At 38.3% G+C, this 22,915-nt stretch carries 19 protein-coding genes; all 19 read left to right on the forward strand.

Translation table 11 applies throughout. From position 1 onward, the window contains the following. Positions 1 to 112: 112 nt before the first annotated feature. The gene (gene traM / locus ACESTD_RS17465; protein ID WP_373159040.1) at positions 113 to 1,342 is read left to right on the forward strand and encodes a conjugative transposon protein TraM; all 1,230 of its coding nucleotides are present in this window, start codon (positions 113 to 115) and stop codon (positions 1,340 to 1,342) included. Positions 1,343 to 1,362: 20 nt separating this feature from the next. Further along, positions 1,363 to 2,349, forward strand: a complete 987-nt coding sequence (gene traN, locus ACESTD_RS17470) for a conjugative transposon protein TraN (RefSeq protein ID WP_025018898.1) — start codon at positions 1,363 to 1,365, stop codon at positions 2,347 to 2,349. Positions 2,350 to 2,351: 2 nt separating this feature from the next. Further along, on the forward strand, positions 2,352 to 2,924 hold the full coding sequence (locus tag ACESTD_RS17475) for a conjugal transfer protein TraO (protein ID WP_373159041.1): 573 nt from the start codon (positions 2,352 to 2,354) through the stop codon (positions 2,922 to 2,924). Between the two features lie 13 nt (positions 2,925 to 2,937). Further along, on the forward strand, positions 2,938 to 3,438 hold the full coding sequence (locus tag ACESTD_RS17480; RefSeq protein WP_373159042.1) for a DUF3872 domain-containing protein: 501 nt from the start codon (positions 2,938 to 2,940) through the stop codon (positions 3,436 to 3,438). Between the two features lie 65 nt (positions 3,439 to 3,503). Next, positions 3,504 to 4,025 (forward strand): glycoside hydrolase family protein, encoded by a 522-nt coding sequence (locus ACESTD_RS17485; RefSeq protein WP_373159043.1) that lies wholly within the window; start codon positions 3,504 to 3,506, stop codon positions 4,023 to 4,025. A gap of 76 nt (positions 4,026 to 4,101) precedes the next feature. Then, positions 4,102 to 5,307 (forward strand): tyrosine-type recombinase/integrase, encoded by a 1,206-nt coding sequence (locus ACESTD_RS17490; RefSeq protein ID WP_373159044.1) that lies wholly within the window; start codon positions 4,102 to 4,104, stop codon positions 5,305 to 5,307. 314 nt (positions 5,308 to 5,621) lie between these two features. Next, positions 5,622 to 8,693, forward strand: coding sequence for a virulence factor SrfB (locus ACESTD_RS17495; RefSeq protein ID WP_373159045.1), 3,072 nt, complete (start codon positions 5,622 to 5,624; stop codon positions 8,691 to 8,693). 1 nt (position 8,694) lies between these two features. After that, positions 8,695 to 11,511: a virulence factor SrfC family protein gene (locus ACESTD_RS17500; RefSeq protein WP_373159046.1), complete on the forward strand. Its 2,817-nt coding sequence runs from the start codon at positions 8,695 to 8,697 to the stop codon at positions 11,509 to 11,511. A 4-nt stretch (positions 11,512 to 11,515) separates the two neighbouring features. Further along, the gene (locus ACESTD_RS17505; RefSeq protein WP_373159047.1) at positions 11,516 to 12,916 is read left to right on the forward strand and encodes a hypothetical protein; all 1,401 of its coding nucleotides are present in this window, start codon (positions 11,516 to 11,518) and stop codon (positions 12,914 to 12,916) included. Beyond that, positions 12,903 to 13,817, forward strand: a complete 915-nt coding sequence (locus ACESTD_RS17510; RefSeq protein WP_373159048.1) for a hypothetical protein — start codon at positions 12,903 to 12,905, stop codon at positions 13,815 to 13,817. Before ACESTD_RS17505 ends, ACESTD_RS17510 begins: the two co-directional genes overlap by 14 nt. A gap of 5 nt (positions 13,818 to 13,822) precedes the next feature. After that, positions 13,823 to 15,469 (forward strand): hypothetical protein, encoded by a 1,647-nt coding sequence (locus ACESTD_RS17515; RefSeq protein WP_373159049.1) that lies wholly within the window; start codon positions 13,823 to 13,825, stop codon positions 15,467 to 15,469. A 3-nt stretch (positions 15,470 to 15,472) separates the two neighbouring features. Next, a complete protein-coding gene (locus ACESTD_RS17520) occupies positions 15,473 to 16,900 on the forward strand; it encodes a hypothetical protein (RefSeq protein WP_373159050.1) in 1,428 nt (475 codons plus the stop codon). A 5-nt stretch (positions 16,901 to 16,905) separates the two neighbouring features. Next, entirely contained in the window at positions 16,906 to 17,688 is a 783-nt protein-coding gene (locus tag ACESTD_RS17525) for a hypothetical protein (RefSeq protein WP_373159051.1), read from the forward strand. A 1-nt stretch (position 17,689) separates the two neighbouring features. After that, the gene (locus ACESTD_RS17530) at positions 17,690 to 18,889 is read left to right on the forward strand and encodes a hypothetical protein (RefSeq protein ID WP_373159052.1); all 1,200 of its coding nucleotides are present in this window, start codon (positions 17,690 to 17,692) and stop codon (positions 18,887 to 18,889) included. Positions 18,890 to 18,893: 4 nt separating this feature from the next. Next, complete coding sequence (locus ACESTD_RS17535) at positions 18,894 to 19,751, forward strand: peptidoglycan-binding protein (protein ID WP_373159053.1); 858 nt, start codon at positions 18,894 to 18,896, stop codon at positions 19,749 to 19,751. Further along, entirely contained in the window at positions 19,744 to 20,085 is a 342-nt protein-coding gene (gene hxsD, locus ACESTD_RS17540) for a His-Xaa-Ser system protein HxsD (protein WP_373159054.1), read from the forward strand. The genes ACESTD_RS17535 and hxsD overlap by 8 nt, the downstream gene beginning before the upstream one ends. Further along, entirely contained in the window at positions 20,085 to 21,491 is a 1,407-nt protein-coding gene (gene hxsB / locus ACESTD_RS17545; RefSeq protein WP_373159055.1) for a His-Xaa-Ser system radical SAM maturase HxsB, read from the forward strand. Before hxsD ends, hxsB begins: the two co-directional genes overlap by 1 nt. Before the next feature lies 1 nt (position 21,492). Further along, positions 21,493 to 22,377 (forward strand): His-Xaa-Ser system radical SAM maturase HxsC, encoded by an 885-nt coding sequence (gene hxsC / locus ACESTD_RS17550; RefSeq protein ID WP_373159056.1) that lies wholly within the window; start codon positions 21,493 to 21,495, stop codon positions 22,375 to 22,377. After that, a partial coding sequence (locus ACESTD_RS17555) for a DNA/RNA non-specific endonuclease (protein ID WP_373159057.1) occupies positions 22,368 to 22,915 on the forward strand: 548 nt, incomplete at its 3' end. The genes hxsC and ACESTD_RS17555, both read left to right, overlap by 10 nt.

Here is a 22,915-nt window from a genome sequence, read left to right on the forward strand (position 1 = left end):
TCAAGGGGGTAGGATTATTTTAGCACAAGGGGGCAGAATCGCTTGGTTTTAGGGGGCAGCTTACACTGGATTTTCCAAGGAGCAAATCAAGAAAATTCTTGTGTATGGCGGAATGGTTATGCTATGCCTTGTGTCATTCTACTTCATCTTCAAGCCATCGAAGGAGCAGGTACAGGCTGAGCAGCAGAAGGTAGGCTTCAACGCCGAACTTCCCGATCCGCGAGGTGCAGGCATCGAGGCGGATAAGATTGCAGCCTACGAACTGGAGGATATGCGTGTCAAGCAGGAGCAGAAGATGCGTACCCTTGAGGACTTTACGGCAATGACCACTGATGACAAGGAGGAAGAGGTGGTCGAGATACCCGAAGAGCCGAGATACACAGGTGGTAGCGGTGGTTCGTCCTATAGAGGTGGCAGTAGCAGTCGGAGCAATTCGTTCTCCACATCCACATCTGCCTACAATGACATCAACGCCACACTCGGCAGTTTCTACGAAGAGCCGCGTGAGGATCCCGAAAAGGAGGCTCTGAAAGCGGAGCTTGAGGAGCTGAAGCAGTCGATGGCACAACAGCAGAACAGCCAGCCGACATATGCCGACCAGGTGGCACTCTTGGAGAAGTCATACGAGCTTGCAGCGAAGTATATGCCCGGCAATACAGCCGCTACCTCCGAGGGCGCAGCCGAGGAGGTGGAGACTACCACGCGAAGCGGCAAGGCGAAGGCACAGCCCGTAGGTCATGTAACGACTCCCGTTGTGTCGGCACTCGCTCAGCCTATGAGCGACTCGGTGATGATAGTACGGATGGCACAATCCGTAGGCGGTGGCTTTCACACTGCCGTAGGCGAAGCACCGAAGCAGACAGCACGGAACACCATCAAGGCGTGCGTGGATGGTGACCAGACCATCATCAGCGGTCAGAGCGTGCGACTCAGGCTCTTGGAGGCAATGCGTGTCGGGAAGTATGTACTGCCACGAAACACCCTCATCACGGGTGAAGGCAGCATCAAAGGCGAAAGGCTCGACATCGAGATTCTTCAGGTGGAGCATAACGGAACGATCATTCCCGTAGAACTTACCGTCCACGACAATGACGGACAGGCGGGAATCTTCATCCCCGGCTCCATGGAGGCAAGTGCAGCAAAGGAGATGGCGGCAAATCTGGGGCAGAACCTCGGAACGAGCATATCCATCACCAACCAGTCTGCCGGAGACCAACTGCTATCCGAAGTAGGTCGTGGTGCCATACAGGGCGTGTCGCAGTATATCTCCAAGAAGATGCGTGAAGAGAAGGTACACCTCAAATCAGGATATACCCTGATGCTTTATCAAAACAATCAATAACCTATTAAAACATTAAAGACATGAAAAAGATTTTTGTAATGCTTGCCCTCACGATGGGCGTTGTAAGTGCCAATGCACAGTCGGTTGATTCAACCGCAGTAACTAACACAGTAGCCGATGATGTTACCCTCACTACGGACATCTATCCGCAGCAGGAGGATGGCGACATCTATCACGGTCTGACAAAGAAACTGACCTTTGACCGTATGATACCGCCTTACGGCTTGGAGGTGACATACGACAAGACTACTCACATCATCTTCCCTGCCGCAGTACGCTATGTGGATCTTGGCTCGCCTAACCTTATTGCAGGCAAGGCCGACGGCTCGGAGAATGTAATTCGTGTGAAGGCTACAGTCAAGAACTTCCGCGATGAAACCAATATGTCGGTGATTACCGAGAGTGGCAGTTTCTACACCTTCAATGTGAAGTACTCGGATGAGCCTCTGCTCCTGAATATCGAGATGAAGGACTTTATTCACGATGGCAGTGAGGTAAACCGCCCCAACAATGCTCTCGACATCTATTTGCAGGAGCTTGGCAGTGAGTCGCCGAAGTTGGTACACCTTATCAGCAAGGCTATCCACAAGGACAACAAACGCCACATCAAGCACATCGGCAGTAAGGCGTTCGGCATCCAGTACCTGTTGCGTGGGCTTTACACCCACAATGGCTTGCTTTACTTCCATACGCAGGTGAAGAATACATCGAATGTACCATACGAGGTGGACTTTGTGACCTTCAAGATTGTGGATAAGCAGGTGATGAAGCGTACAGCCATTCAGGAGCAGGTCATCTTCCCTCTGCGTGCTTATGACTATGCCACAACCGTTGCTGGCAACAAGGATGAGCGTACCGTATTTGTGTTCGACAAGTTCACCATTCCTGCCGACAAGGTGCTTGTGGTGGAGATGCACGAGAAGAGCGGTGGCAGACACCAGACCTTCACCGTGGAGAGTGAGGACATCGTAAGAGCAAAGGTAATCAACGAACTTAAAGTGAAGTAACCATGAAGAAGTATCTGTTTCTACTTGTTGCAGTCGTATCGCTTGCCCTCTCGTCAGGGCAGGCATACGCCCAGCGTTATCTCCCGAAGATGATGGGTGTGGAACTCAAAGGCGGCTTTGTAAACGGCTCTAAATCTCCGCTTAACTACTACACGGGAATAGCGATGTCGGGATATACCAAGAAGGCTAACCGCTGGGTGGTGGGTGCAGAGTATCTGCTCAAGAACTACGACTATCGGGGTACATCTGTTCCTCGTGCCCAGTTTACGGCCGAGGGTGGTTACTATCTGAAGTTCCTGTCCGATCCTACAAAGACCTTCTTCCTCTCTATCGGTGGATCTGCATTGGCAGGCTACGAAACGGTGAATTGGGGTGATAAGATGCTCTATGACGGCTCTACGCTGCTTGCCAAGGATGCCTTCATCTATGGCGGTGCCATCACCCTTGAATTGGAGAGTTATATAACAGACCGTATTGTACTGCTTGCCAATGTGCGTGAGCGTGTCCTCTGGGGAGGCTCACTCGGCAAGTTCAGCACCCAGTTCGGTTTAGGAATAAAGTTTATTATCAATTAAAATTAAATGCGTTATGAAAAAGTTATTTTCCTATATGATGGTTTGCGGTGCCATGATGACCGCAGTATTGGGCTTCACATCTTGTGAGGATGACCTCGATGTTCAGCAAGCCTATCCTTTTACGGTTGAGACAATGCCTGTACCCAAGCGATTGGTGCAGGGTGAGACAGCGGAGATACGCTGCGAGATTGTCCGTGAGGGGTATTTCTCAGATACTCGCTACACAATCCGCTACTTTCAGCCCGATGGCGAGGGTACATTGAGAATGGATGACGGTATGGTGCTACTGCCTAATGACCGCTATCCGCTTGACAGAGATGTGTTCCGTCTGTACTATACTTCGGAGTGTGAGGATCAGCAGACGATAGATGTCTATTTCGAGGATAACCATGACCAGCTCTATCAGCTCACATTCACTTTCAATAACGAGGTGAAGGAGGAAGAGGATACCACAGAGGGTAATACGATTACTCCCATAGGAACTATCGTCTCTCCAATCAACATCAATCCTTAAACAACGGTGGCAGGCACTCGCTTGTCGCGTGTCTGCCGCTATAACCAATCACTAAAAGAGAATCTATGAGAATAAAGTTGATGATTATATGTCTGACCTTGCTTTGCGGATATGCCAAGGCACAGACACGAGGCGGTGACTCTTCGCCACCATTGCCAAAAGAGATTTCAACGGAACTGTTCGACAAGGCGGTAGCACTTATCAAGGAGTTTGAGGGGTGGCACGACCATACCAAGCACCCGTACATCGGTTACGGTCATAAACTGCTTCCACACGAAAACCTGACAGCCGATATTACCGAAGCACAGGCTGATTCGTTGCTCAGAGCCGACCTATTGGAGCGATATAAGTATTTCCGACAGTATGGGAAAGATGCTCTGCTACTAACAGTGTTGGCTTACAATGTGGGTCACAGCAGATTGCTTGGCTATGGCAAACGCCCGAAGAGTAACCTTATCAAGAAAATAGAGTCCGGCGACAGGGATATTTACGAGGAGTATATCTCGTACCGTTGCTACAAGGGCAAGCCTATCCCCAGCATCGAACGCCGCAGAAAAAGAGAGTTTCAATTGCTGTATATCCCGTAGCCGTTATTTAAAGAGCCTTCCCTTAAGCAATTGAGAGAAGGCTCTTATTGTAAAACAAAGATAAATTGAACATACTATGGTATCTATAAAATTAAAGTTCAGACCCTCTACGATTGAGGGGAAAGCAGGTAGTCTATACTACCAAGTGATTTATATGCGAAAAGTTCGGCAAATTGCAACGAACTTCCGAATTACTCAAAGTGAATGGGATTCTGAGTTGGAAGATCTTATCATTAAGGATGATGACTCGTCTCGTGTAAATTATTTACAGTATGTACAGAGCCATATAGAATACGACAAGAAGTGTTTCAATCGTATTGTAAAGAAATTGACCATTTCAGATTCTCCATTTACAGTTGATACGATTGTAGATGAGTTTCATAAGCAATCATTTGAAATTACATTGTTTTCGTATATGGAGAAAATGATAGCTAAACTCTGGAGACAAGGACAATATCGCACAAGTGAAACATATCAAGCTACCCTTAGCAGTTTTAGAAAGTTTAGAGAAGGTGTAGATGTTTGTTTTGATGACATTGATTCGGAGATGCTTATTTCGTATGAGTATCATTTAAGAGCGAAGGAATTGGCTCCCAATACAATCTCTTTCTATATGAAACGCTTGCGTGCGGTATATAATAATGCTGTGGAAGATGGCTATGTAGAGAATAAGAATCCATTTAAGAAGGTGTTTACCTCATCAGAAAAGACTGTAAAGAGAGCTATTCCGTTGAAATTCGTTCGTAAATTGAAAGATTTGGATTTGAGCTATTCTCCATCCAAGAGTTTCGCTCGTGATATGTTCCTGTTCAGTTTCTACACACGAGGAATGGCATTCGTGGATATGGCATACTTACAGAAAAAGAATCTGAAAGATAATGTGCTTACATACCGAAGAAAGAAAACAGGACAATTACTGTCAATCCGTTGGGAGAATTGTATGGAAAACATTGTGGATCAATACTCTTCATTGAGTTCGCCTTTTCTCCTTTCGATAATAAAGGAACCAACCGGAAATACCCGAAAACAGTATCATAATGCCTTGACACTTATAAATCATAACCTAAAGGCAATTGGTAAGGAGTTGGGGTTAACTTTGCCTTTAACAATGTATGTTGCACGCCATTCGTGGGCGAGTATTGCCAGAGATGAAGGGATTCCAATATCTGTAATCAGCGAAGGAATGGGACACGATTCTGAGAGTACTACACAGATATATCTGGCCTCTTTGGAAACGCAAGTAATAGACAAAGCCAATAAGAAAATACTGAAATTATTATGAAAGCTATGATTGCTGCTTTTTAGAGGAGTTCGGGAGCGAGCTCCTTTTTTAGTGCAGATAAACTTTTGATTTGTTAGGCTAAATTCTATATCTCCTTCTAGGAGATTTATTTTTAATAAAATCTGCTGTAATGCAAGAAATTAATTTCTAATTATTTATATATTTATAAAACATTCTAGCAAAAATGTGCTATTGAGATATTTTTTATAGGTTTAAAATGCCTTAAAATGAAATAAAACAATTAACTTTGCATATTGGATTATTATCTCCTAGAAGGAGATTTGATATTAAAAGCAGTAAAATAAACCAAAAATATGAATTACTCACTAATCGCCAATTCAGGAATTCAATTTTATTCGAAAGAAATCGAAATAAATTTGAATGATGGTTTTAAGCAAGTCTTCTACGAATGGTTTGATGAGGAGCAAGTAGAGCAAGTGCTTGAATATGCATACGAAATCAAACAACAGAGTGAATTTGTTCGTATGTCAGACCTGTTGAAGTATGGCTTTATTGACCATGCAGGAAATTTATTGGTTGAGCCTAATGTTATTACTGCAAATCCTGAAGTACGCTTAATACATAAGGGTGACATTACCGATGGTGAGGGCCTTTTTAGGATGCGAATTGATGACAAGAATAGTTGCATTCTGGAAAAGTATCTTAATTGTTGGTTGCCAGCCCCGTACTATGAGATAGATCAAACTGGAAACTTTAAGTTAGGTCCGTATAATTGGTGTCGTTTCAAAATTGTGCCTATTTCTCAAGAAAACGGTATAATTAAAGCTAATTTATTGGTTGCTTTTGATACACATACCACTTATGATGGCAATGATGAGTATAACGAAAGTCCTTCTTTCTCCTTTGAAAATGAAAAGCTTTTTGGTCTTTGCGGTAATACTGACAAGCTAATTGACTATTGTTCAGGAAAGAATGATTGGATTAGACTCTATTTGATGAAATTGGTCTATAACACTGATGACATCAATAAGATTCCGCCACAACAGCCATATAAGTATTCATTCTTAGCTTCATATTATTTGCTTATAAGTTATTTAGTTAGGACAGCTAACCTTCCTAAAATTAAACTTATTAAAGAGCGAGGACAAGAGGAGATTAATGTTGAAATGATTATTGACATTGGTAACTCTAGGACATCAGCAATTTTGTTCGAAAATTCAGATTTTACAAAGGTTGCATCTTTGAAATTGCAAAATTTTTCTAAACCGCTATTGAGTAATGGCAAGCTGAACCGTGTTGAAGATTCATTCAATATGCGACTTGCATTCAGTAAGGTCGAGTTTGGAGGGAACATGGAGGGAAGCACTCAATTTACTTGGCCTAGCATTGTTAGACTAGGAAATGAAGCAGAGTATCTCTCACATGAGGCTACTAATATATCTTTTGCAAAACAGACATTATCCACCTATTCTAGTCCTAAAAGATATTTATGGGATTATAATCCTCGACAAGAAGAATGGCGTTTCATAAATCTTGAAAACAATCAAGATAGACCCCCTATTCTAAAAGGGATATCCAACTATTTCAATTATGACGGAACAATTGATAAAGATGGGTTGGGAGCTGGCGCCAATTATTCAAGAAAGTCTCTTATGACATTTGCTTTCTTGGAGATTTTGTCACAAGCCTCAGCTCAGGTAAACAGTCACGATTATCGAGAATACAATGGTAGCCTGAGTACCCCTAGAAGAATCAATAAGATTATTTTGACTTGTCCGACGGCTATGTCTAAGTTCGAACAGTTGTCATTACATTCGAGCCTAGAAGATGCGATTTTTGTTATGAATAAATTTTATAACAATATCGATTCAAGTCGTATTCAATTAGAGATATCTATCGAGCCCAAATTGACCAAAGATTCAAATGACAATACGCCCTGGATCTTTGATGAGGCAACATGCTCGCAGTTTGTTTATTTATACAGCGTTTTAACTGAGCGATATAAAAACTTAACCAAGGAGTTTTTTGATATATATGGCAAAGAAATAAAGACAGAGAAAGGTTCAACTTCAAATCTTACAATTGGTTCGTTAGATATTGGAGCAGGAACATCAGATGTAACTATTTGCTCATACGAGTACAATGAGCTTAAACCTTCGCAATTAAAACCAACTCCAATATTTTGGGATAGTTTTGATTACGCAGGTGATGATATGCTTAGGGTATTAATCAATAATATTCTCCTTGAAGGCCATGATGGAATACTTCAAAAGGAGCTGTCAAAACTAGGCTTGGAAGCTTCTCAAATATACTCCAAATTATTCGATTTCTTTGGGGCCGACCACAACCGCTTGTCGTTTAAAGACAGAATGGTTAGAAGGGACTTTAATGCTCAAGTTTCTGTTCCTATCATGTACTATTTCTTGAACTTGCTAAGTGATGGCGAGCAGTTTAGAGAAATTTCATACGATGAGATTTTTGCTAAACAGTCACCTAGTCAAGTTGTCATAGATGCTTTTAATGAAAAGATGGGGATCGATTTAAAGTCTATTAGATGGACTTTTGATTCTTCTGTAATGTGTAAGCATATTGAATATGCAATGGACAACCTACTGGAGTACATCGCTGTAATTATGTATGCATACAAGTGCGATATTGTTTTGTTGTCAGGTAGACCAACATCACTAAAAGTTATTAGAGATATTTTCTTGAAATATTTTGCCGTAACTCCAGATCGACTTATTTCCTTGAACAAATTCTGCATAGGTCATTGGTATCCATTTGCTGATAAAAATGGTTATTTGAGTGACTCAAAGTCTATCGTGCCTGTAGGAGCTATGATTGCATATAAAGCATCTCACGCCGGAGGTTATAATGGTTTTTTGTTAGACCTCAGCGAACTCGGCAATAGAATTAAGCCAACCACGGAGTATTATGCAAAGATGTCCAAAAACAGAAAAAATACAGACTGGTTTATCTCACCTAATGTTAATAATGGTTCTTTGACTATTGAATCGTTCCCTGCGTACATTGGTACCAAGCAATTCGATATAGGGAATTACCCATTAAGACCGTTCTATGTTTTTGACATTGACGAGAGAGGCATCAAAGCAAGAATTAGAAAGCAATATGAAGAAAACTCCGTCGAGTTAAATTCACAAGAGATTCAAGTTGCGGTTCAGGAGGAAATTGACAAGATTCTTTCGAAGTGTCCGTTAACATTATCGCTTACAAGAGAAAACTACAAAGAGAATAAAGAGATAATAGTAATAGATAGTGTTAAGGGTGATGATGGTGAGGATATAAATATCCGCAATTTCAAATTGGAGATACAGAGCCTAAATGATCCTGAGTGCTATTGGTTAGACTCTGGAGAGTTTAATATCAACACAGTATCAAATGTTAACCGCGAATTGAGAGAGTAATATGAATACAATTATAGATAAAAACCTGCAAGCTGTTGAGCAAGCCCTTAATTGGACTGCAAATGTTCCTGAAGCTGAACAACTTCAGTACAAGCAGGACCTCATCAATATACGACGTGAGCTAAATAAGATTAAGTTCGCGGTAGAAGAGCAATGTTCTACAGCAGCATTTGGTGAGAGCCAGATGGGTAAATCATATTTGGTAAGTGCAATGCTCTCAAAACCAGGAGAGGCTTTTTGTGTTACAGATTCATCAACCGGAGAAAAGTATAATTTCATAAACGAAATTAATCCTAGTGCCCCAAACGCAACTGTTGAGGCTACTGGCGTAGTCACTAGATTTACAATCAAGTCGGATAGTCAAACACCTGAGGGTTATGTAAAAATTCGTCTTCTGTCAGTAGTCGATGTAATATTAATTTTGTGCGAAGCATATTATACACAGATTGTTGACTACGACTTTAGCCAAGTCCTCAGAACAAGTGCTATAAATGATGCCGTAAAATCGTTATCGCTAGGGAAGCAAGGGAAGAACAGTCTTTTGAGTGAAGATGATATTTTAGATATTCAAGAATACCTAAAGTCATTATCCTCATATAATAGATCTATACTCAATATTACTGATTCAGAGTTTTTCCCATTCTTGATTCATAATATCAATCGACTATCAGAGGAGCAAACCTTTGGGTTGATTGAAATGCTTTGGGATAAGAATCAGGATATAACCAGATCTTTTAAAGATATCGTGTCAGAATACAAAAAGCTTCAGTATTCAAGATTCGTATATATCCCATTTAAGTCTGTACTTCGTAAACACGGTACCATTTTGGATGTTGCTCGTCTCAACGAAATGTATTGTGAGCCTGAGAATGTCCCAGTAGAATACATTAAGGACTCTGAAGTTAGGATCGCAAATGGTAATCAAATCACAATGAAGAAATCATTTTTGAGTGCGTTGACTGCCGAATTATACTTTGTGTTACCGACTGCCATTGCAGAAGAACATCCGTTTTTGAAGCATCTTGACATATTAGACTTTCCTGGAGCACGAAGACCAGAAAAAATTAAAGCAACAAAATTAGCAGATGGGGAAAATCTTTCGACTGTATATCGTCGAGGAAAGGTTACTTATTTGTTTAACAAATATTCTACAGCAAAACGAATCAACTCACTAATGTTCTGCCATAACAATAACCAATCGGCGGAAAGTACAATGAGTTTTGTTCTCAATAGCTGGATAATAAACAATGTTGGCGAGAGTTCAGAAAGAAGAGCCTCATTTATTGAGCAGTCTATAATCTCTCCTCTTTTTATTGTAAGTACTTGGTTCAATAAAGATCTTGTTTACCATGATGAGATTAAGGGCAAATCAGATTTGGAAGAGAGATGGAGACGCCGCTTTACTACCGTTCTTGAAGGAGAGGTATTAAAGTCTTTGTCAGATGAGACAAATACTCATTGGTTCAACAACTGGTCAAATGGCAGTTGCTTCAAGAATATATATATGCTTAGAGATTACAAGTTCTCTAAGGAAATATATTCTGGATATCATCCAGGCCCAGAAGGAAAATCTCCAGAGGTTTCGCTGATTGTGCCACCTGCATATCCTACATTCCTGAATGATCTTAAGACCTCATTCTGCTCATGCCAATTTGTTAAGACACACTTCGAATCGCCAGAGAATGCGTGGGATAGTGCAGCAACAATGAACAACGATGGCACAAGTAGAATTATTGATGCTTTAAATACAATTGCACCTAATCTGAACAATGCTCGTACTAGTAAATTCAACTCTGATATTAGAACTTTATTGAATAAATTAAAGTCGACTCTTCAAGTTTACTATCATAGCGATAATAAAGACGAAGAAGTACAGAAAGCCAAAAAGCAATCTCGTCGAGCTAATATGCAGATTGATATCCAAATTGGAAAAGATCCATCCTTCTTCGGTACTTTTATGGATCGCTTGATGCTGAATGAGACCGAATTGCGAGAACTATTACATACTATTCTCATAAACAATAAAGCCCAGGCTAAAATGACTAACATTGAGTCCCAGGTCTTTATTGCTGCTGGATTGAGCACTGATAACTCAAGAAAAGAAAATGAGATGTTGTTGTGTGAATATACGGGCTCTGAAAATATTGAAGAGTGCAAAGAGATGTTGATGGAGATGAATGTCGATATGGCAAAACTCTTATCTAGTAAACAAATGCATATTGGAACTGCGGAAAGTGTTGTAATGTGCGTTGAAGAGTACTGGTATAACGAGGTTTTATCTCATTATGGAGTAAATGCATTGAAAGATAAAGTTGATAGCATCTCTACTATTGTATCGACTCTGTATAGATTATACCTTCAACTTGAAGTTAGAAAGCAATTAATAAACAAAGTAGAATACTATATTAATTGTTTTGGAAATGAGGGTGCAGTAGGTGTACTATCTGACTATCTATCAGTAATGTTCAACAAGATGACCTCTTCGTTTGGATATGAATTCCTGACAGATGGAGCTAAAACATCCATTGGCGATATAGATGAAAAGTTCAGTTTGCACATAAACGAAGAGTACATAGAATCTCCTCAAAATGAAGGCGTAATGTTAGTATCACATATTAGTCACCAGAAGGAGATATTGGAGCATCCAAGTTTTAATTCTGACGACAAGGCTTTCTTGAACAAATTTCCTCAATATAACAGTGTTTGGAAATGGGAGGAACAGCTGAAAATAGGATATGTTTTAGCTTGTGATTTGCCCAACTATGATGCAGTGGCGAATAAAACATTGGGAGATATTTTAAACATTGTAAATTCGTAATTATATGAGTTCTGTTAGAGATAAGGTAAAACTCTGTTCGATTGATATGAATGGTGTTGCTGTTGAAAAAATCAATGGCGTACCTTTCTATGAAAGATATATAGAGTTTGATAATACCATTAAGAAGCATATAATTGATAGAAAGTATCATAACCTATTTGCGCAGCCCGTTTTCAATACAACAAATGGGATGATTGATTGGTATGTACCGGCGAACTTCCAAAATGCAATAAAATTGTCCGAATTGAAAGGGACTGCTGAAGGTGATGAATATTCAAAGCAAAAGGAATTAATCATCCAGCATCTTAATAGGACCGCAGCAGATTTACCTGACCATGATCAAAAATATTTTAAGTGTCTCACGAAGTACTTATCTTCTGACTATATTGACGATTTAGTATACTGTGACAATGGCCACATTATATTTGGCGTGTGGGGTCTGAGGCTGATAGATGGAAAGAATCTTACTACATCTATTAGAACAGACATTGATGACAAAAGAGTGTATACTATAAACTATCAAGTTAGGGGCAATGGTATAATGTCAGGCATTAAGGGTACTATAAAGCGTCGTCATGGACATATCCTTAATGGTGGTAAAGATATTCCAAATATAATCCCTGAGGATGGCTTTGAGTTTTCATCTTGGGAACCAGATGCTCCACATAATAAAAAGGTAGAGTCGGATCTTAATTTTACCGCTATATGTACTCCAATTCCTGTACCTCCAGTCAATGATGAATCTGTACCAACAAATGATATCGTTGAACCAGAGACTGTTCAGCCCGAGTTTAGTAATGTAAGATTTGATGGTGGCGAACACGGAAAAATTAAGGGTATTGATACAATAAGAGCAAAAAATGGAGAGCCTGTACCTCCGATGCAAGTTCCTGAAGTTAAGCCTAAAAGGGGCTATGATTTTGTTGGTTGGGATGAGGACATTAATTCTCCTATTAATGGCGACAAGGTCTTTAAAGCTCAATACAAAAAGAATGGTAAGGGCTTTTGGGGTAACTTATTTAGTGGAGGCCTTTTTGGATGGTTTAGAAACCTTTTCAGCGGATTTGGTCTTGGAGGTTTTGGAGGAGGCTGGTTCTCTGGATGCCTGAGTTGGATTGTGGGACTATTATTAATGGGCCTTATCATTATGTTGCTGTCTTCATTGTTCAGAGGATGTGGTGCACGAAACAATGTCCCTGTTGTAAATAGACCTATTCCAGAGGTTGTACATACGCCTAAGCAAGAAACACCTCAAGAAACGCCACAAAATACTGATGATTACGAGGCAATACGCGCTCTAATTCAAGAATATGAAAGAAGAATTGATGAGTTAGAGCAAATGTTACCTGAAAATCAGGTAGAGAATAATAATAAACAAAGTGAATCTGAATATGTCCAGATCTAAATTCAATTTTGCTTGGGTCTTTGCGACACTTGCACTTCTAACATATACATATATAAGCTTTATGGGGCTTATATATAGTCAATTGTGTTCTTTGGGACTATCTATTCTCATAGCATTAGCATTTACAGGCATTATCATCTTTTTGCTAAATATTATGTGTAAAGCAAAAGCAACTAGGTGGCTTCGACTCGGTATTATAGGCCAAATATCTATTGGACTTATTATATTAGTTTTTCTGTTAGTGTCATCTGTCTTCTTTACTCATTTTACGCGTATGATAAAAGAGAAGGAATCAATAGTAGAACTCTATTCAGAAACTATTGACGATGCGCGTGAATTAGATGCAAAATATCGAGAATATGTAGACCAACGATGCCTAAGTTACAAAGAGACAATAGGTGGGTTAAAGGTTGGGACAAAAGGATACGCTGATATGGTTGCAAAACCATTGTCACTCGGTTTTTCTCAAGCTTCGGTATCTGAAAAATACGCAACCCGATTGAAAGACTTTTTATTAGGAGAGAATATAGATGCACTAAACGAAAAAAGAACTATTTGGCTCTCTGAAAGCGCAACAACTATATGGAATATTAATCTTCCTAAAAACATTCAAGATGTAACATCTTCAGTTAACGCATGGCTTACCAACTATGGGGAATTGAGCCAAAAGCAATATAGTCAAGAACGTAACTACCCAAAGTTTGAGGACGAATCTTTCAATCAAAATGCTGATAGATTACAATTGCTATGCACAACAATTGTTCCTCCATCATTTATTGCCATTTTGCTATCTATTATATGCTGTGCTATAATCTTGTTGCCTTGGATTGTGACTTCAAAGGATATAGCCGCAATAGGTGATGATAATAACTATATTGTAGAAATGCCCGAAGAAGATTAACATAGATGGAAGAGAAGAAAGATAAAATATTAAGTCGTTGTAATGTAATACCGATCAAAAATATTGTAAAATATTTGAGAGATGGTGTTATAACTATGGATGAGTTAAGAGCCAATGGCTTGTCATCTGAACGAGAAGACGAAATTAATAAAGAGATTGTTTCTAATGAGAATATTATATGGAAACGAGCTCAAAAGTCTCATACCCCTCAGGCTTATCACGAATACTTAAGGATTTTTCCTGATGGTAAATACGCTGCCAATTGCAAGCAAGCACTAGAAGACTTGGAGGGAAGTTGGTGGGATGAGATTTCAATTGCCCCAACAGAAGAGTCTTTGAATGCATATATTGCCATTTATCCTGACGGAGAACATCTGTATGATGCAAACCTCCTTTTGAAGGATATAGACTGGTTAAACACGTGCCGAATCAATACTCAAGAGGCATATCTTAAATATAGAGATAGTTTCCCTGGTAAGCATTCTAAGGAAATTACTGAAATTCTTGTTGGTTTTAGCGATCAAGCCGACTGGGAGTTCGCATGCTCTATGAACACTACAAATGCATATAGAGATTACATCTTGAAGCACCCCAATGGGAAAAAGGTATCTGATGCTCAAAATATAATTAGTAGTAGAAAGGAGCACGACTCCCTGATTAGTGGTATTTCAAGTGATAAAAATTACATTAGTGCTGAGGAAATTCAAACAGCAATTAATAATAATGTTATTTCTCGTGAGGAGCTAATAAGTATTGTAGGTGCTGATTGGGCCAATGAAATACTCTCTTATCAAAGGCCACCTGATTTGCCTATTTACACTTCTCCTCAACAATTGCAGAAGGGCAAAACAGAAGTGTATTTTTGGGGTACACCTGCATCTGGTAAAACATGTACTTTGGGGGCAGTTTTGAGCAGCGCCTACACTAAAGGTAAACTAATCAAAAGAGGCGGAGCTCTTGAATATATGGATGGATTAAAAAATATATTTAACCCATCTGGTATTAGTAGATTGCCAAATAGTACATCTAATGCCTGTATTTATGATATGAATGTTGATATAAAGGATGATAATAACAGGAAACATCCTATCACACTCATTGACCTTGCTGGTGAGATATTCAAGTGTATCTATTTTAGCAGTCAAAATTTCGACTTGGACGAAGATCGTCAGCGAATACTAAATACTACATTTAACTATTTGAAGGACAAAAGAAATAAAAAGATTATGTTCTTCGTGGTTGAATATAATGGACATAACAGAATTTGGGATGATAACTCAAATCTTAATATGAGTGACTACTTGGATAGATGCTTGAACTATCTTAACGATTTAAGAATTATCAGCAGTTCTGTTAATGGCATATATGTTTTAGTGACCAAGAGTGATATGATTCCTTGTGAATATAAGGATCAGGCTGTAGAAGCACAGAGATATGTAGAAAAGTACTTTAATGGTTTTTGGGAAACATTGAAGGAAATTAGTAGAAGCTGTGGAGTTAAAGACCTCAAAGTTATTCCTTTCTCTGTAGGTAATGTAGTTGCTAAACAGCTTTGCGAGTTTAACGGTAAGTACGCGAAGTTGGTATTAGACAATATATGTAAGAAAAGCGATAGCACTGGGCGTAGTTTTTGGGATTTCTTAAAAGGATAAGCTATGAAACAGTATATAAAAGTAGATTTGTATGGACAATTTGATGATGATACTAGACACGAGTTTACCTATCCATCAAAGTTGTTAAATCAGTATAGTTTCACAGAAGCTACTGTCTGGGCAAAATCAATATCTGATCCTCGAGCGTTACATGGTAAATTATGTAAGGCTGGAGCAGATTGCTATGTTATATGGGGTAACGAGTATGGAAATTACTTCTCATACATTACACGAAATAGTCGAGATTCCAGAGGCGGAATGGCCATGGTTACTTTCTTCGTGGAGAGAAATCATATTTGTGACGGAAAGGATATTTATGAGGCATTAAATATGCTCTCTAATAAACTCATAGTAAATGGGGATTATAGCAATGAATCTGTAGAAGAAATAATAAACGACATTGCGGTATATACTTCAACGAAATGTATTCCTTCTAGAATTAATAAGAATACTACATCATCCGAACCAACATACGGATACAAAGTATTTGCAAATGAGGAAGAGCTTATTGACATTTTGACATTTATCGCCCAGGAGGGATATGCGTCATATGATAAGATAATTTTAGCAAAAAATGGTAATGCAAGAGATAACATTGCTATCCAGCATATTACTTCACCATTGTGCAAATACTATAATATCTATGATGCACAAGATGCTCAAGCAAATTGTAGATTCATCAATGCTCAGGATTCTTTTAACATTACATATAGGAAACAAGGTTTTGATAATGCCGTAATTGCATGTCCTGCGCCTCATTGCAATTGTGAATACTTTCAAATAAAGGGAACATCAATTGTTTTAAGTGATCTCTCTAATGTAAATGTGGTTTTCACAAAAACATGGTATTTTGACATCCGCAAATCAACCGACAACACTTGTGTTGATGAAAGTTTTGTAGAGTTAACGGTCAACGGACGCATTCCCGACAAGTCAACTCGAAAACTAATACGATTTACAGAAGAAGAATTGAAAACATTGCGAGTTGTGCCTATAACAGCATCAGGTCCACACTACCATCAATACAATGGCGAAGTAGATCTAACAACAACTAATTCTCAAATATTAATTAAGATGGAACCTAAAGTATCAAAAATAAGAGTTCAGTTCAATTTTGATAATAGCATCAGTTCTAGCCCGGTGTTTATGCAAATTGATGAAACAACTAAAATATATAAGGATTTAATGCAGTCTGGTAGATTCTGTGGGTACAGAGCGAGATTAGACTTTAACAATGTATATCAAGTTGATATTCCTAAAAATCCTAAACCAGTTAGAGATTATGAGTATAATGATTATCAATCATCATCTCCTAAATGGATTAAATGGCTAATGGCTATTCTCATTATAGGTTTTATTGCAGCAGTAGGTGTACTTTCTGTTCTCTACTGGTCTGAGATAACTAGTTTCATAAATAACCTTTTTGAATAGTTTTTATGAAGAGAGTATTTAAGATTTTACTGGTTATGGTCGCTGTTATAGGAGGACTATATTTAGCGATAAGCCATTTTATGTCACTTGGTACATCTCAGGATGCCATAGAACAATATAACTATCATAAAGACTTTACTGAAGGTGTTGATAGTTTGTCTCAGAGCTGGTCAAAAAAAGATTTCAACCAGCTTAAGGAACTTTATGCAGACTTGGCAATAGTTGGCTCAATGGGGGCAGTAGAAAGTGAAACTCTCTCCGAATACAATGCTTTATTAAACACTAAAGCAGATTTGATTTTACGCTCATATTTCAACCAAAAAAGTTGGAACGAATCAGAGTTACAGTCTCTAAATAAGTTTGCTCAGTATATTGATCATAAATACACTGCTAATGCTGTAAGTGGATATTATAGCATACAGTCACTTTTAGCATCTAGTCAGTCTTGTCGTACGCAATCGCAAGTTGAGAATTGTATTATTGAAAGTACAAAGTATTCTACTCAACCATGGAGTAATTGTACTTCTTTGAAAGACGGTCTAGCAGCCGTGCCAAATACATCAATGACCTCCTATACTAATAAAACGCTGCTACCGAAATGTAAAAAGATGAATAATTTCAAAAGTAATTATTCTTATTTTGACGATTTTGATGCAGATTATCAAATGATCAAGAATGCACAATTATTCTTGAGCAAACATAAGTATAGCAATAGTGCCTTAGATGCAAGTTTTAAGTCAATTAAATATAATGATGCAGCTAACTCATTAGATCCAAAATTCTTCTAATATGAAAAAGATATTCTCATTATTGATACTATCATTCGTGATTGTACTGTCTGCGAGTGCTCAGGATATATCTTCTGCTTTACGTCAAGCAGAAGCTAGATTCTCTAGTGGTAATGAAACAGGTGCCATAGAGTTGGTTACAAAAGTACTGCAAAAGTACCCAGACAACCAGCAAGCGAAAGCATTGTTGGAAAAATTCAATAAAACTATTTCTGATAGACAAATAGATGCAGACTGGCAATTAGCTCAGACAACTAATACCTTTGAGGCATACGAACAATTTAGGGCCAAACATCCAGGAAGTAAGTATGATGATACGGCTTCAGATAATATGGCAAAAAGGCTAGCGGATAAGTTTACGCCAAATTCTAGTTATTCTGATAGAACAAGAGCGGAGTCGTACGCTAAAAAGGGTATGACAAAGGATTATATTGCTAATAAGTGGAAAGCAGCTATGGCTAAGAAGACGTCAAGTAGTAGTACATCGTCGTCATCATCCTACCGTTCTTCCAATACAACTAGTTCATCAAGTTCTTATAACAGTTCATATTCGTCTAATAATAGAAGTTATGGCTCATCTAGTTATAATTCCAATAGTGGGTATCGTAATTCCACATATGTTAAAAAAGAACCATTTGTTAGAGTCGGTATTGAAGGCTCAATAGAGGGATTAAAGAGCTTCTCTACTGGTTGGGGACTATCTATGCGTATAGGTCGTTTTAATTCACTTTTTAACTCTACTATAGGCATAAAATATCAGTATACTGGATATAGTAAGTGGGTGGGTTATTCATATGATGACTATAATAGTTATTGGGGATATGAATATGTTTATAGCTATGCAGACTATAAACGAAAGGTTAATCAATTTGTATTTCCTATCATACTTAATTGGAATGCAGCTAGAAATGACAATTGGTCATTCTATCTAGGTATTGGATACGAGTTCGGCGTTCTTTTATCAGATAATTACAAATTCGAGTATGATTTTGGAGATCCTTTTAACGAAAGTGATTTTTATAGATATGGTGACGAAGACTTCGTTCAATTATCTGTACCATCAAGAAGTGTGATCTTGCAAATGGGATTTGCTGGCAGACATTGGGATTGGAAAGCATATTATAAAATACACACAAAAACAACAAGTACATTCAATAGCGAGTCTGGTGCTGTAGGAACAGCATTTACATATTATTTCTAGGCATATGAAAAAGAGCTTTAAAGATTTAATCAAAGGCATTGTGGCTACCTCGATAGCTGCAATAGCGGGAACACATGGCGCAGAAGCTGCACCAACAGTCTCTTTTAATGATTCAGATATGGACTTAGACATAGCGTCAGTAGGTGAGGCAAAAAAGGATCTTAGCTATAAATTGATGCTTAAGATAAACAGTGACAACACTTATGATATCGCTGGTCATCGAAGCCATAGTTCTCACAGATCTCATCGAAGCCATAGTTCTCACAGGTCGGGTTCAAGCCACTATTCGCACTCATCGCATTATTCTTCAACAACCACAACAAGAAGTACTACTAGTTCAAGTAGTAGTTCTTCTTCATATGTTTCTCCTTCGTCATATACGTTGGGCTCGCGCACTCTCAACAAAGACCTATATGGTGCTGATGTGAAACTATTGACAGATAACTTGGTTAAGTGTGAGTATTTGGATAAGTCAAAAGTTAAAACTAATTATTCTGGTTATGTGGTATATGACGAGAATGTTGTTGACGCTGTAAAGAGATTCCAGAAGGATATGGGGCTGACTACTGATGGTATTGCAGGTACAACAACTATTACCAAGCTTACTGCTTATGCTGAAAACTTCAAGAAACTTGGTGATCGAGCATTGAGTGTAGGTATGTCTGGCACTGACGTAACAGAGATGAAGAATCTCCTTATTGAGAAAGACTATATCGAGGGTACAGTATCTAAAGGTGTGTCAACATTTGATGTAACATTAGAGACAGCACTTAAAACCTTCTTGAATGATGTTGGTATAGAGTGGACGGGTAAAACAGATTCTGATATAGTATTCTACCTAAAGAAGAAGTACAATGATTAGCTATAAGATTGAGAATAGTACGCTAATTATAGAGGTTGATACTTCAATATATAGTGAAGCAGTAATATGTAAAACTCTATATTGGCTTACTTCGGATTTTATTATTTGTCGTAGTAAGGGTGTCGGCGATAATATTCAAAGAATAGAGTTCAAACTTAAGAATGATGTACCAGACTACAACTGGGAAGGACTTGTATCTGCTTTAAGTGATAAGTTTATCGACTATAAGAATCGTCAAATAATCCTTGAAGAGACAAGGAATTTAAGAGAACTCTATTTTGCAAAGGCCTTTGCGAACAGCGATAGTTTCGTTGAATTTAATTTTAATGACTAGTGTACTATCTACTGCCTTTCAAATATAATATAGCTAATGGCAAAGAAATAATTACCAATGATTTTGGTGATTATCAGATTGTGCCGAGAGGCACTGTGTCTAAAATTGTCAATAGGCAATTAACCCCGTCTGACAATCTTTACAAAGATTTGCTTGCTTCATTTATAATAAGTGAACAACCAGTTCCTCGACTGATAGATAATTTATCTGTAAGACTCTCAACAAGAAAGAGTTTTTTAGATAATTATACAGCACTGCACATCTTTGTAGTAACATTAAGGTGCAACCAGAATTGTGTGTATTGTCAAGCATCTAGTAAAGTGTGCGATAAAAGTGGTGTCGATATGAGTAAAGAAGATTTATTCAGATCGATAGACCACATGTATATGTCTCCTGCACTGCACCTAACAATGGAGTTTCAAGGTGGAGAACCGACTCTCGTACCAGAATTGATAACGGAAGGTATTCTCTATTCGGAAAGCAAGAAGGAGCAGACTAATAAGTCAGTGACATATGTGATATGCACAAATTCTGTTAACATTCCAGACAATCTGTTGGATTTTTGCTCAAACTACAATGTCGTATTCTCTACTTCATTAGACGGTCCAGAGTGGTTGCACAATACTAATAGAGGAAAGTCAGATAGTTATCAGAAAGTGATTGCTGGCATTGAAAAAGCAAGAGGTGTAATAGGTGAATATAAGGTATCGGCCCTGATGACAACATCAGAATTGTCATTAGATTATCCTAAAGAAATTATTGATGCGTATAGAGCGAATAAGTTTAATAGTATCTTTATAAGATCGCTAAATCCATACGGACTGGCAAAGGATAATGAAGATTGGCCTCGTTATTTTGAAAGATTTGTAGAGTTCTACAAAACTGCATTAGATTACATCATAGAGATTAATAAATCAGGAGAATTATTTGTTGAGGAATTGACCACAATGATCCTCAAAAAGATATTGACTCCTTTCCCAATAGGGTTTGTAGATTTACAATCTCCTTCAGGCATTGTTAATGGTGTAATAGTATACAATTATGACGGTTATGTGTATGCCTCTGATGAATCTAGAATGCTTGCTGAAAATAATGACTTTAAGTTCCGTTTGGGTAAAATAACGGATGATTACGAAAGTCTCTTTTATGGACGGAGGGTACAAGAAGTATCACGAGTATGGGCTACTGAATATATAGCAGGATGTTCGGAATGTGCATATTTATCCATATGTGGAGCTGATCCAGTTAGAAATTATTCAACACAAGGCGATGAATATGGTTTTCGCCCAAGTTCTACATTATGCAAAAAGAATATGAGCATAATTGACCACATATTCCACTTACTTGATACTCGAAGAGAAGAACTGATGCCTATTTTTCAGAGATGGATAACAGGAGTAGAATAATATGAGAGACACAATAGATATAAATTCTAATGATAATGTTCTTTTTGTTACATCTCAATGTAATAATAGATGTTTAATGTGCTGTCAGCCACCGAATAATAGCAACGATTTAGAGCGCAATTATATTAAGAACATAAAACTGATTGATTCTGCCCCAAGTACGTTGCCATCTATTGGAATTACAGGAGGTGAACCGACATTGCTTGGAGATAAACTCTTCTCTTTAATAAGTCATATCAAAGCAAAATTACCGGAAACAGAAATTCATTTACTTACAAATGGACGCGCATTTGCAGATATTACTTATGCAAGAAAACTAAAGCAATGTGGCACTGACAACATATTACTTGGAATCCCACTTCACTCAGACTGCTCAATTGATCACGATTATATTACTCAATCCAAAGGTTCTTTTGATGAAACTATGCTAGGGTTATATAATCTTGAACGGTGTGGTTTTGATGTAGAACTTAGAATTGTCCTTAACAGAATAACCTGTCAGAGACTCCCTCAAATGGCTAATTTTATTTATCGGAATTTGCCTTTTGTCAGGTATGTCGCTTTTATGGGTATGGAATATACAGGGTACACAATTAAAAACCACGATTTAGTTTGGATAGACCCACTTGACTATAAAGATCTACTTGAGACTGCTGTATGCGAATTGAACCGTTGGGGGTTAAATGTATCTGTGTTCAATTTGACTCATTGCGTATTGAATGAAAATTTGTGGAAATTTGCAGTTAAATCCATTTCTGATTGGAAGAATGAATATGCTGAATTCTGTGATGAATGCGCATTGAAAGAGAAATGTTGCGGTTTGTTTGCAACATCGAGAAAACAGAGTAAAGGATTACAACCAATAAAAGTAATATTATGCGAATAATCTCAACACTACTACTATTAGTCGTTTGTTTAACAGGATATGGACAAACATCTAAAGGTATTTCAGGCTCTTTATTAGAGATGCCAAAGATCACTGCTAGTGACAATGTTATTACATATACAGGTTTTACTGTGTCATACAACACAAAAACACTAATCCCTAATTGGGTTGCATATGAATTGACCGATGTAGAAGTAGATGGTCAGTTTCCGAGGAAAGGTCAATTCGGCATGGATCTTTCTTTTAAAGGTCGTCAGGCTATGAGAGAGGACTATAGTAATTCTGGATGGGATAAAGGTCATATGTGCCCTGCTGCTGATTTGAAGTGGTCAGAGAAGACAATGTATGAAAGCTTTTACCTAACTAATATTTGTCCTCAAAATCATGAACTTAACTCTGGTGATTGGCTTACGCTTGAGAAACTAGGAAGAGAGTGGGCTAAAAAATTTGATAAGGTGTATTGGAAAATCCAGTGTAAGCTGCCCCCTAAAACCAAGCGATTCTGCCCCCTTAAAACATTCAACAATGCCCCCTTAAA

Origin of the sequence: Bacteroides sp. AR20 (assembly GCF_964250605.1) — a bacterium.
Taxonomy (GTDB): Bacteria; Bacteroidota; Bacteroidia; order Bacteroidales; family Bacteroidaceae; genus Bacteroides; species Bacteroides uniformis.